Below are 11,121 nucleotides of genomic sequence, written 5' to 3' on the forward strand. Positions count from 1 at the left end.
GAGGCGTGTCGGTCCTGGTCCGGGCCCTGGCCGTCCGGCACGGTGGGCGCGGCCTGTGGCCGTCCGCCCGTGACGGTCCCTGGAACGCGCGAAGGGGTGCGTATGACGGAGAACGGCAACGCCCGGACCAGCCGCCGCACACTCCTGCTCGCCGCCGGATCGGCCGGAGCCGCAGCACTGGCGGCCGCCTGCTCGGGTCCGGCCACCACACGGGGGGCGGCCGGCCGGCCTCAGGCCCCCGCGTCCCCGACCGGGACCGCGAGCGCGACCGCGACCGCGACGGGATCGTCCACCCCGGCGTGCGTGCTGACCACGGAGTCGGGCGAGGGCCCGTACTACCTCGACCTGGACCGGGTTCGGTCCGACATCACGGAAGGCCGGGCCGGCGTGCCGTTCCGCCTGGACCTGACCGTGCTCCGGGTACCGGCAGGCTGCCAACCGGTCGAGGGCGCCGCGGTCGACGTCTGGCACGCGGACCCTTCGGGAACCTACTCCACCGGCAAGGACACCTTCTTCCGCGGAACCCAGCTCACGGACGCCGCAGGGCGCTGCACCTTCCGCACCATCGTGCCGGGCTGGTACCGGGGTCTGGCGCCCCACATCCACTTCAAGGTCCGCCCCGATCAGCGCACCGGGACGACCTCGCAGTTCTTCTTCCCCGAGGAGCTCCTGGTGCGCGTGTACAAGCTCCAGCCCTACGCCCGCCGCCCGGCCCCGGCCCACCCCAACACGCGCGACAGCCGCTACCGGGACTCGGGCGCCGCGATGACCCTGACCCCGTCACCGGACGCATCCGGCTACCGGGCGGCGTACACCATCGGCATCACCTGAGAACCACCGCGCCCGTTCGGCTCACGGCGCGGCGTCCGAAGGCTCGTACCAGAGGCTCGCCATGGGGGAGCGCGTGGTCCAGCCGAGCGAGGAGTAGAGCGCCTGGCCCTCCGGCGTGCCGACCAGGAGGCCGGTCCTTGCGCCGCCTTCGTACGCGGTGCTCCCCAAGGTCCGCATCACCAGAGCGCCGAGGCCCTTGCGCCGGTGCTCGGCGGCGGTCTCCACCTGGTCGACCACGACATGCGCGCCGACATGGGCGATCTGCCCTCGGGCGGCGAAGTGGCCGGCACGGGTACGGACCAGCACGCGGCTGACGCCGCCCCGGGTCCAACTGGTCAGCGTGTAACCGGCAGGCACCTCAGGGCGCTCCGGTGCGAGATGGCAGGTCATCAGGAAGCCGGGACCGCCGAGCCGCCAGCCAGGCCCGACCCAGGGCAGGACCGCCCCGTCTTCGGCGAACAGCTTCAGCCAGGTACCCGGCGCGCTGGTCGCGGCCACGATCTTGCGCACATCGGCCTCGGTGGGCTCCGGGAGCACGTGCCGGGCGACGTGCTGGGGCTGCCCGACGTCGATCGTCCACCCCCACGGCTCGTCGATCGGGTCCGAGCTGCCGCGGGAGACGGTCCAGCCGTCGACCCACATCCGTACGAGCTCACTGGTCCTGGTGTCCGACATGACTGCCTGCCCCCTGGCTGGTAATGACCGATAGCTATATGGGAACCTTACGCATCGGGCGTCGGATCGGGCTATGGGGGCATGCCCGCATCCCGGCGCCGGACGGCCCCACCGGTAGAGACGCAGAGTGCCCAGTCGATCGCGGTGCGTGATGATCCAGGTGTGGGGGGAGCCCTGGCGGGCAGATAACCTCCATGCTCTCGGACATGATCGAACGGCTGCGGCTCCTGCCCCGCCCGCGCCGAACTCCCGTCTTCACCGCCGACTTCGCCTCTCCCACCCAGTGGATCGCGGGCCACTCGTGGGCCTATCCCGACGGCGGCCCGGTCAACCCGGGCGACAACAAGCTGGACCACCTCACCGACGACCCCGCCTACAGCCGCGGCGGGGTCTTCCGGGCGACGCCGCGTCCCGACGGCAACTGGGACAGTGGACTGCTGACGACCGAGGGCAGTGACGAGGGCTTCGAGGTGCGCACCGGAGACGTGCTGGAGGCCCGGGTGAAGCTGCCGGTGGAGGTTGGGGCCTGGCCCGCCATCTGGACCTGGCGCGACGGAGGTCAGGAGATCGACGTCTTCGAGTACCACCCCGACAACCCGGACCTCCTCGAACTCTCGAACCATGTCCGGGAGGCACACCGCTACCACCGTGACCCGGCGGTGCGGCCTGGTGCGTGGATCGATCTGAAGGTCGAGTTCGGGAAGGGTTCGGTCGTCTGGTGGGTCAACGGTGACCGGGTCTTCAGCGACGGCAGGGGAGTGGGCCGCCGCTGGTCCGCGTACCTCATCGTCAACCTCTCGGTCTGCGCGGGCAGGTACCACCCGGCACCCGAGCCCGGGGTCACGGAGCTGTCCTACGAGGTCTCGCAGTTGAGGGTGTACCGGACCCATCGGGGGCTGCTCTAGCGAGGCGGCGCGGCGGCAGCGCCGGGCGGCGCCCGGATTCCACGGGGAGCCGGTGGCCGGGACGCGCCCTGGACGCCGAATCCGGGGTGCGTTAGCTTCCGGCGCCATGAGACTTCTGGGAGTTGGCATGTGCGCGGCGGCTCTGCTGCTGGGGGTGGTGGCCGCCCCGGCGCAGGCCGCAGGCGAGTCACGGGACCTCCGGGGCGCGCACTGGGCGCTGAAGGAGACCGGCAAGGACGCCCGCTTCCGGGGACTGTCGGCGGTGAGCAGGTCCACGGCCTGGGTGGCCGGCTCGAAGGGGACCGTACTGCGCACCACGGACGGAGGTCGCAGCTGGCGCGACGTCTCACCGCCGGGGGCCGTCGCGGAGGGGTTGGAGCTGCGCGACATCGAGGCCTTCGACGGGCGGCGCGCCGTGGCCCTGTCCATCGGCGAGGGCGAGGCCTCCAGGGTGCTGCGCACCGAGGACGGCGGTGTCACCTGGACGGAGACCTTCCGCAACCCCGACCCGCGGGCCTTCTACGACTGCCTCACCTTCTTCGACTCCCGCCACGGGCTCGCGATGAGCGACCCGGTGGACGGCAAGTTCCGCATCCTGTCCACGAACGACGGCGGCCGGAGCTGGCAGGTGCTGCCCACTGCCGGGATGCCGGACGCGCTGCCGGGCGAGGCGGGCTTCGCGGCGAGCGGCCAGTGCCTGGTGTCGGCCGGACCGCGCGACGTCTGGCTGGCCACCGGCGGGGGCCCGGTCGCGCGGGTGCTCCACTCCGCGGACCGCGGCCTGACCTGGCAGGTCGCCGACTCCACCCTCCCCGCGGGCGACCCGGCGCGCGGGGTCTTCGCCCTCGCCTTCAAGGACCGTACGAGGGGCCTGGCGGTCGGCGGCGACTACCGCACCGGGCAGGCCTCCCCGCAGGCAGCGGCGGTGTCCTCGGACAGGGGCCGCACGTGGAGCCAGTCGTCGACACCGCCGCCCGCCTACCGCTCGGGCGCGGCCTGGTTCCCGTACGGCGCCGGCACGGCCCTGGCGGTGGGCCCGACGGGCACGGACGTGACCCGGGACGGCGGCCGCACCTGGCGACCGCTCGACCCGGGTTCGTTCGACACGGTCACCTGCGCACCGGACGGTGGCTGCTGGGCGGCGGGGGAGAAGGGGCGGGTCGGGCGCCTGGAAGGGGTGCGCGGAAGCTGACCGGCGGTTCCGGCGCCCGGCGCCGCCCGCCGCCCGCAGGCGGGCCGGGTAGAGGTCCGGGTCGGGGCCGTGCGCACGGAACGTGAACGCCCGCGCGCCGTGGAGATCCACTGAGATCGATCGTACGGGGCACGGACTCCGCGGATCCGCCATCCGGCGGACGTTCGATTCCGTGATCGAAATGGAGGTGCGCGGCGCCCGAGGGGGCTGGCAAGCTGCGCCGGTGAACCGTGAACAGATCTCCGCGATCGCCCATGCGGACCACCCGATAAAGTCCCCGCTCGACGACGAATCCGTGCGCCGGCTCCTGGAACGGGGCCTCCCGCGCGGCGACGAGCGGGTGCTCGATCTCGGCTGCGGCGGAGGGGAATGGCTCCTGCGTGCTCTGGCCACCCGCCCGGACCTGCACGCCGAGGGCGTCGACATCTCCGAGGACGCTCTGGCGCAGGCCGGGCAGGAGGCGGACCGCCTCGGCGTCGCAGACCGCCTGCTCCTCCACCACCGGGAAGCCGCGGACTTCGTCTCCCCGCAGCCGTTCGACCTGGTGCTCAGCGTCGGGGCCGCGCACGCCTTCGGCGGTCTGCTGCCCACCCTCGCCGCCGCACGCGAGCACCTGGCTCCGCGCGGCCGGGTCCTGATCGGCGAGGGGTTCTGGGACCGTTCCCCGTCCCCGGAGGCCGTCGAGATGTTCGGGGACCTGGCCGACCTGGCGACCACCGTGGACCAGGTCGTCGCCGACGGCTGGACTCCCGTCCACGGGCACGTCAGCACCCGCCGCGAACTGGACGACTACGAATGGGCCTGCTGGGGGTCACTGGCCTCGTGGGCCGTGGACCACCCCGCCGACCCGGACGGCGCGCACGTGCTGGCGACGGCCACGGCCCGCCGCACCGAATGGCTGCGCACCTACCGGGACTCCTGGGGCTTCGTTTCCCTGGTCCTGTCCCGGACGCCGAGCTGAAGCAAGCCGTCCGGCAGTCTCACACGTAGCCGACCGTGACCTCCTGGAAGCCCAGGGAGCGCAGCAGGCCCTCCAGCATCGTCGTGGTGTTCTTCTCGGTGCGCTCGACGAGCCCGCTGTCGCGAGCCGCCTCGGTGATGTGCTGAACTGCCAGGCGCTGTACGGCCTGTTCGCCCGCCGGATTGTCGGTGAACAGGTCGCCCAGCCGGTCCAGCAGTCCCCGCTGCTTGGACACGGCGTACGAGCGGTCCAGGTCCAGCGCCGCCGTCCCGAGGACGGCGTGGGGCAGGCGGAGCGAGACCTTGGTGCGCTCCTCGTTCACGGTGACGGCCTGCTCGCCGAGTCCGCCCAGGTCCACGTAACCGCTCACGGAACCCGCTCCGACGTAGAGGGTCCGGGTCCCCCGGACGGAGTCCGGCAGGAAGGCCGCGTCCTTCTCCAGGTCCACCACGACCTGGAAATTGCCGGCGGCGCCCTCGTAACGGTGCATGTCCTGGATGGACTTGAGCAGGACCGGCCCCGAGCGGTCCACGGTGCTCTCGCGGAACAGATCGCCGAAGCCGGGCAGCAGACTGAACCGGCCGGCCAGCACCAGGACCACGGCCAGCACGGCCAGCCCGCCCGCGGCCCGTCCCCACCACGGCAACCGACGCCGCTCTCTTCGCGGTGCGGCTTCGCGCTCCGCGTCGTGCGATGAGTTGTCCATGCCCTGCGGATGCCCGCCCAGCGCGGTCCCACGCCTCGAAGGGCCCTGGGCGGCGTGCGGCGCGGAACTGGCCGCCCCGCTCTACCAGTTGCCGCCCGGTGCGGCCCCGGTGTGGGCGGAGCGGCCGGGGGCGAAGGACATGCGGTTCCAGGTGTGACGGCGGCCGCGGATGGCCACCGAGTAGGCGTACATCACCTCGGGGTCGCACATACCGGGAAGGTAGGAGTCGCCGAAGTGGTGGGCGTCGAAGCCGGCTTCCTTGGCGTTCAGGGCGAGTTGCGGCACGACGTTCGCGTGGGAGCCCTCCTGGCTGGTGCCGATGGCTCCCATGACGATCGCACCCGCGTCCTGGACCGCCGCGACGGCCGTCGCGGCCAGCTCACGGGTCATGCCGGGCAGGGTTCCCGGCAGCGGGGCGACCACCCCGTCGGCGCCGGCGTCGACGAGGGCGGTCAGCCGCGCGGGGGTGACGCGTTCGGGGCAGCCGGCGTGGTGCATCTTGCCCGACCACAGGGCCGCGTCGTCACCGAGCCCCTTGCGCAGTTCCTCGGTGACCCGCGCCATGCCGTCGTAGGTGCCGCCCGTACCGGGGTTGGCGGTGATGCACAGCAGCGCGGCGCCCATGTCGACGAGCCGCCGGGCGTGCTCGGAGGTGGCGCGGCGGATCTCCGGGACGTCGCCGGGCTCCAGGTTCACGCCCACGGGACGGCCGATCAGGCGGGCGAGATCGGTGAAGGACGTGAAGGTCCCGAGGCCGGGCATGACGAGCCGCTCCCCGTCCCAGGCGCGCTCGATGAGGTTGAGGATGACGATGTCGGCGCCGAAGGCAGCCACCAGCTCGGCGTTGTGCACGCCGCGCCCGTCGGGGTGCGGGGAGAGCGCGGCGCGCTCGGCGAAGACCTCGGCCACCATGGTGCGGCCCTCGGCTGCGGCCACCGCCCGGGTCAGATCGCGTCCGCGCAGGGCGGAGAGCGCGTCACGGTCGAGGTCGAGGATTCGCTGAGTGGTCATGGCTACGACCCTAGTCACCGGGCGCCCCGGCCCCGGGCCGCCGTTGGTCCCCCCGAGGGGGCCCTTGGCCCCCTGTCCCGCCGCCGTACGGTCCTGCGTGCTCACGGGCACTACCGAGTACGTCGGCGTCCTCCGACCGCCGCTCCGGCAACCCGCCGGGCACTCGGGAGGCGGGGACGGAGCGGGCGCAGATCAGAGCCGTGGCCCGGGTGTCCGGGACGTGCCGGTCGGGGTCGGCGAGCTCCGTGAGCAGGTCCGGCACCTCGGCCGGGGGCAGCGCGCGCACCTGGGCGACGGCCGCGCGGTTCCGCTCGCGGTGGGTGAGCGGAGCGAGCGAGGCGAGGAGCCGGGCTGCGGCTTCCCGACCGGGCCGGGCTGAGTGCTGCGGGGCCGCTGGGAGGTGCTCATGGGGCAATCGTGCAACGGGGGGTTGATGAGGAGCGAGGCAATTGAAAGGCGCAGGCCGTAAGTCCCGAGAGCAGAGGACAACCGTCCCCGGCCAGGATGATTTGACCCGCTCCGGGCCGTGAAGGAAGGTCGGGGCATGGATCAGATCTTCGAGAAGTTCCGTGCCCTGCCCGTCGAGGAGCAACTCTCCCCGGCCCTCACCCGCCGCAGGTACGCGGACTTCCCCGTCCTCGTCGTGGACCACCCGCGAGCCGGACATGCGTGTCTGAGCATCCAGGGCGGACAGCTCGTCACCTGGCGGCCGGCCGCGACCCGCCCCGGCGACCCCGGTGTGCTGTGGTCCGCCGATCCGGACCTGTGGCGGCGCGGAACGGCCGTGCGCGGCGGAGTCCCGCTGTGCTGGCCGTGGTTCGGCCCGGCGGGCCCCGCCGGCTCGCCCTCGCACGGGTTCGCGCGGACCACGGACTGGGAGCTGACGGCGTGGGAGGAGGACGCGGACCGGGTCGTCGTGGAATGCACGCTGCGCCCCTCCCCGGAGACCCGCGCCCTGTGGCCCGAGGAGTTCGTCCTCGTGGCGCGGTACACCCTGACCGACACCTGCCTCATCGAGATCGAGGACCGGGGTGACCACACCGCCACCGCCGCCCTCCACACCTACGTACGGATCGGCGACCTCGGAAGGGCGCACCTCGCGGGCCTCGGACCCGAACACACCGACGGGCTCACCCGGCGCCACTACGCGGACGAGGACGGCACGCTGACCCCCGTGGACCACGTCGAGCGGTTCCAGACGGCGCCGGCACCCGTCACCACGGTGCGGGACGAGGTGCTGGCAAGGATCGTCGCCCTCGCCCACCACGACCACAGCGACGTGGTGGTCTGGAACCCGGGCGCCGAACTCGCCCGGGGCCTGGCCGACGTCGCACCGCAGGAGCACCGGCACTTCGTGTGCGCGGAGACCGCCCGGGTGGGACGGCCGCTCGTGGCGGAAGAAGGCCGGCCGGGACGGCTGGCGGTGGAGCTGCGGATGTCGGAGCAGTGAGGGCAGGTCACCGCCCGCTCAGGGCCGTGGCCACCAGTGCGGCTGCCCGCGCGACGAGGGGGTTGTCCGCCGGGGCGTCGGGGCGCGGCTTGGTCGTCAGGACGGAGATGACGAGGGGCTGCCGGCCGGGGGGCCAGGCGATGCCCACGTCGTTGTTCGTGCCGTACGCGCCCCCGCCGGTCTTGTCCGCCACGGTCCAGCCCTCCGGCAGCCCGGCCCGCAACCGCTCGCTGCTCGTGGTGTTGCCCAGCAGCCAGCCGGTGAGCCGCCGCCGGTCCGCCGGCTCGAGCGCGGAGCCGAGGACGAGGCGCCCGTAGGTCCGCCCGATGGCGTACGGGGTGGTGGTGTCGGTGACCCGACCGGGTTCGGCGCTGTTCAGCTCCGGCTCCCACCGGTCCAGGCGGGTCGTGGCGTCCCCGGTCGAGCGGGCGAAGCGGGTGACGGCGGTCGGGCCGCCCAGCTCGCGCAGGAGCAGGTTGGCGGCGGCGTTGTCACTGAAGCGGATCGTGGCATCGCTGAGCTCCGCGACGGTCATCCCGCGGGCGAGGTTCTCCGGCCGGCCGGTGACCGGCGCGTACCCGGAGGCGGTGGCCTCCTGCGCGGTATAGCGGACGCGCCTGGCCAGGAACTCCCCGTCCCGGTCGAGGTCACGCAGTACGGCGGCCACGGCCAGGGTCTTGAAGACCGAGCAGAGGGGGAAGAGCTCCTGCGCCCGGTACCGCACGGTGCGGCCGGTACCGGTGTCGTGGGCGTAGACGCCCAGGCGGGCGGAGTGCGCCCGCTCCAGCTCCGCAAGCGCGTGCGCGACCGCCGTGGTGTCGGCGGGGGAGGGGGTTACGGCGAAGGCGCCCGGAAAGCGGTGTTTGATGCGGCTGTGGCCTTGGATCCGGGGGCTGTAAGCAGGCCCGACCCTTCCGCTGGAAGGGGTTCGGGTGGTCGCGGAGGGTGAGATTCGGGCGGTTTGGCGGTGACCCGCCCCACAGGACCTTGGTCACATACGAGCCGGGATAGTAGTCCTTAAGGGGCCCTTACCCACCCCGTCGCATGGTCTGCGACCTGCGGTGATATCCAGCCGCACCAAGGGGGGTCGTTGAGCCCCGGCTGCGAGGGTCACTAGTAAGAGGGGGTCGTTGCCAGGCGTCGGGGACCCCCGTAGAACTGGATGAGTCGCAGGGCGGACGGAGACCTCCGGGTTTTCTGATCCCCCCGGTGAACCCCTCTCTTTCACGTGAGTGGCTCGTGCACGTCTGCGACTGTCCTTGTTCCCTTCGGAAGGTTTGTCCGTGTCCAACGTCGTCATCCGCCGCATCGTCGCTTCGAAGAAGACCCTCGCGGGTACCGTCCTCGCCCTGGGTGTCGCCGGTTCCATGCTGGCCGCGGTTCCCGCGCAGGCCGCCCCGATGAGTGCCAAGGCGATCGCCCAGCAGATGATCAAGGACCCGGCGCAGTTCGCGGCGTTCAACAACATCGTGTCCCGCGAGAGCGGCTGGAACCACACCGCCACGAACTCTTCCTCGGGCGCTTATGGCCTGGTCCAGGCCCTGCCGGCCTCGAAGATGGCCTCGGCGGGCTCGGACTGGAAGACAAACCCGGCCACCCAGATCAAGTGGGGCCTGGACTACATGAACTCCCGCTACGGCAGCCCCGCCGGTGCCTGGACGTTCTGGCAGAACCACCACTGGTACTAAACCACCAGCGGACCGCAGGACCACGACAACGCCCGACCGGACACCCCGGCCGGGCGTTGTCGCGTACGCACACGGCCCACCGGGCCCACCGGGCCCACCGGAGCCCTCCGGGTGCGGAGCCCTCACGACGGTGCGCCGCCCCTTTCGGTCCGGTCCACCAGCCGTGACAGCTCCGTCCGGGAGCGCACTCCGAGCACGGCGAAGACGTTGCGCAGGTGGTGGTCGACGGTGCGCGGGCTGACGGAGAGGCTCAGCGCCACCTCCCGGTTGGTGGCGCCCTCGGCCACACAGCGCGCGATCCGCAACTGCTGCGGGGTCAGCAGGGCCAGACCACCCGCCGGTACCGGGGCGGGTGCGTCACCGGTTGCCCGCAGTTCGGCGCGGGTCTGTTCGGCCCAGGCCGGGGCCCCGCAGCGCTCGAAGGTGACCAGCGCGTCCCGCAGCCGGTTCTTCGCCTCGGCAGGGCGGCGCCGGCGGCGCAGCCACTTCCCGTACAGCAGCTGGGTGCGGGCCCGCTCGAAGTCACCGTGCACCGTCTCGTGCCGGGTCAGCGCCAGTGCGTAGAGCGCATCGGCGGTGTCGTCCGGCGGGGCGACCAGGGCCCGGCACCGGGCCAACTGCGCCGGTGCCTGCGGGTCGGTGCCCAGGTCGGCCCAGAGGGCGAACTCCTCGACAGCCTCCTTCGCCTCCGTCGCGGCCCCGGACTGTACGGCCGCTTCCACGAAGCACGGCAGGGCGAGCATCCGCACGGCGAAGTGACCGCGCCCGGGGCCCGGCCGGGTCAGTGGGCCGAGCCGGGCAGCGGCCTCGAAGGGCCGGCCGCGGCACAGGTCGGCGCGCGCGGAGGCCCATTCGGCCAGGGTGACGGCTTGGAGGAGCCCGTGCGGGCGTGCGATCTCCACGGCGGCCCCGGCGTGTGCGGCGACGGCTGCCGCGTCGTCCTCGACCGAGGCGACCAGGGCCAGGATCGCGTGCTGACCGGCGGCCACGTTGCGCTGCCCGGCCCGGTGGGCGGCGCGGAGACCTTCCTGTGCGTGGGCCCTGGCCCGCGCGTGCTGGCCGGCCCGCAGTTCGGCGTACGCGAGGTGTTCGAGGATCCGCGGGGTGAGGGAGGCCAGACCCTGCGACCGGGATACCGCCAGGGCCCGCGCGTTGGTCCGGCACGCCGCCGTGATGTCGCCGAGCACCAGTGCGGCCACCCCGGCGCGGAGCAGGCGGGTGGGGTCGTCGTCGTCCTGCGCACGGTCGAGGACCCGGCGCAGCGGTGATCGTGCCTCGGCCAGGCGCCCGACGATCGCCGTGCGCAGTCCCGCCCGGAAGTCGAGCCCCGGATCCTGGGGAGCCGCGAGCGGGGCCTCGGCGAGGGCGGCGAGGCAGGCGGCGGCGTCGCCCGCGGCCCACGCCGCGTCCATGGCCTCCATCCTGGCTTCCAGAGCCGCCTCCGCGTCGGACGGGCCGAGCCGGTCCGCGGCCATGAGCAGCGCCTGGTAGGCGTCGCCGACCGGCCCGTCCCGCAGGGCCATGCTGCCCCGGACGAGTTCCGTGCGGCCCTGCACCGCATCGGTGGACGCGCCCTCCCGGGTGGCCGCCAGCAGCCGGCGCGCCCTGCGGGCATGCCCGGCCAGGCGGGCGTAGTCCGCCGCGGCGGTGAGGCGTGCGGTACGGGCATCCTCGTGCGCGGTGAGTTCCACCGACCCGGCCA

12 protein-coding genes are annotated in these 11,121 nt (G+C 73.3%); 7 read left to right on the top strand and 5 right to left on the bottom strand.

The features are described 5' to 3' along the window. The first annotated feature begins 102 nt into the window (after nt 1–102). Entirely contained in the window at nt 103–831 is a 729-nt protein-coding gene (locus tag ACFWBW_RS36920) for an intradiol ring-cleavage dioxygenase (protein WP_385382593.1), read from the top strand. A 21-nt stretch (nt 832–852) separates the two neighbouring features. On the opposite strand, the gene ACFWBW_RS36925 is transcribed toward ACFWBW_RS36920, so the two are convergent. Further along, on the bottom strand, nt 853–1,506 hold the full coding sequence (locus tag ACFWBW_RS36925) for a GNAT family N-acetyltransferase (RefSeq protein ID WP_385382596.1): 654 nt from the start codon (nt 1,504–1,506) through the stop codon (nt 853–855). A 206-nt stretch (nt 1,507–1,712) separates the two neighbouring features. On the opposite strand from ACFWBW_RS36925, the gene ACFWBW_RS36930 reads away from it, so the two are divergent. From ACFWBW_RS36930 to ACFWBW_RS36940, 3 genes are all read left to right on the top strand, one after another. Beyond that, nucleotides 1,713–2,411: a beta-glucanase gene (locus ACFWBW_RS36930; protein WP_385382599.1), complete on the top strand. Its 699-nt coding sequence runs from the start codon at nt 1,713–1,715 to the stop codon at nt 2,409–2,411. 106 nt (nt 2,412–2,517) lie between these two features. Next, nucleotides 2,518–3,603 carry a WD40/YVTN/BNR-like repeat-containing protein gene (locus ACFWBW_RS36935; RefSeq protein WP_385382602.1) on the top strand — a complete coding sequence of 362 codons (1,086 nt, stop codon included), beginning with the start codon at nt 2,518–2,520 and terminating at the stop codon, nt 3,601–3,603. 223 nt (nt 3,604–3,826) lie between these two features. After that, the gene (locus ACFWBW_RS36940; RefSeq protein WP_385382606.1) at nt 3,827–4,564 is read left to right on the top strand and encodes an SAM-dependent methyltransferase; all 738 of its coding nucleotides are present in this window, start codon (nt 3,827–3,829) and stop codon (nt 4,562–4,564) included. Between the two features lie 19 nt (nt 4,565–4,583). Here ACFWBW_RS36940 and ACFWBW_RS36945 read toward each other — a convergent pair whose 3' ends face one another. Both ACFWBW_RS36945 and ACFWBW_RS36950 read right to left on the bottom strand, forming a co-directional pair. Continuing rightward, nucleotides 4,584–5,270 (bottom strand): DUF4230 domain-containing protein, encoded by a 687-nt coding sequence (locus ACFWBW_RS36945; RefSeq protein WP_385382609.1) that lies wholly within the window; start codon nt 5,268–5,270, stop codon nt 4,584–4,586. Nucleotides 5,271–5,351: 81 nt separating this feature from the next. Then, complete coding sequence (locus ACFWBW_RS36950) at nt 5,352–6,281, bottom strand: hypothetical protein (RefSeq protein ID WP_385382611.1); 930 nt, start codon at nt 6,279–6,281, stop codon at nt 5,352–5,354. Between the two features lie 220 nt (nt 6,282–6,501). Here ACFWBW_RS36950 and ACFWBW_RS36955 point away from each other — a divergent pair, with 220 nt between their 5' ends. Further along, a complete protein-coding gene (locus ACFWBW_RS36955; protein WP_385382614.1) occupies nt 6,502–6,660 on the top strand; it encodes a hypothetical protein in 159 nt (52 codons plus the stop codon). Nucleotides 6,661–6,825: 165 nt separating this feature from the next. After that, nucleotides 6,826–7,731, top strand: a complete 906-nt coding sequence (locus ACFWBW_RS36960; protein ID WP_385382617.1) for a D-hexose-6-phosphate mutarotase — start codon at nt 6,826–6,828, stop codon at nt 7,729–7,731. 7 nt (nt 7,732–7,738) lie between these two features. On the opposite strand, the gene bla is transcribed toward ACFWBW_RS36960, so the two are convergent. After that, nucleotides 7,739–8,599: a class A beta-lactamase gene (gene bla, locus ACFWBW_RS36965; RefSeq protein WP_385382675.1), complete on the bottom strand. Its 861-nt coding sequence runs from the start codon at nt 8,597–8,599 to the stop codon at nt 7,739–7,741. A 415-nt stretch (nt 8,600–9,014) separates the two neighbouring features. On the opposite strand from bla, the gene ACFWBW_RS36970 reads away from it, so the two are divergent. Continuing rightward, complete coding sequence (locus tag ACFWBW_RS36970) at nt 9,015–9,419, top strand: transglycosylase SLT domain-containing protein (RefSeq protein ID WP_385382620.1); 405 nt, start codon at nt 9,015–9,017, stop codon at nt 9,417–9,419. A gap of 122 nt (nt 9,420–9,541) precedes the next feature. Here ACFWBW_RS36970 and ACFWBW_RS36975 read toward each other — a convergent pair. Continuing rightward, the coding region (locus tag ACFWBW_RS36975; protein WP_385382623.1) for a LuxR C-terminal-related transcriptional regulator at nt 9,542–11,121 on the bottom strand (1,580 nt) is incomplete at its 5' end.

Origin of the sequence: Streptomyces sp. NPDC059957, from assembly GCF_042730015.1 — a bacterium.
Taxonomy (GTDB): Bacteria; Actinomycetota; Actinomycetes; order Streptomycetales; family Streptomycetaceae; genus Streptomyces.

Bases quoted from the DNA above. Each gene is read 5' to 3' on its own strand.
- ACFWBW_RS36945 (WP_385382609.1), bottom strand. From the start codon at position 5,270: ATGGACAACTCATCGCACGACGCGGAGCGCGAAGCCGCACCGCGAAGA.
- ACFWBW_RS36935 (WP_385382602.1), top strand. From the start codon at position 2,518: ATGAGACTTCTGGGAGTTGGCATGTGCGCGGCGGCTCTGCTGCTGGGG.
- ACFWBW_RS36960 (WP_385382617.1), top strand. From the start codon at position 6,826: ATGGATCAGATCTTCGAGAAGTTCCGTGCCCTGCCCGTCGAGGAGCAA.
- ACFWBW_RS36925 (WP_385382596.1), bottom strand. From the start codon at position 1,506: ATGTCGGACACCAGGACCAGTGAGCTCGTACGGATGTGGGTCGACGGC.
- ACFWBW_RS36930 (WP_385382599.1), top strand. From the start codon at position 1,713: ATGATCGAACGGCTGCGGCTCCTGCCCCGCCCGCGCCGAACTCCCGTC.
- ACFWBW_RS36920 (WP_385382593.1), top strand. From the start codon at position 103: ATGACGGAGAACGGCAACGCCCGGACCAGCCGCCGCACACTCCTGCTC.
- ACFWBW_RS36950 (WP_385382611.1), bottom strand. From the start codon at position 6,281: ATGACCACTCAGCGAATCCTCGACCTCGACCGTGACGCGCTCTCCGCC.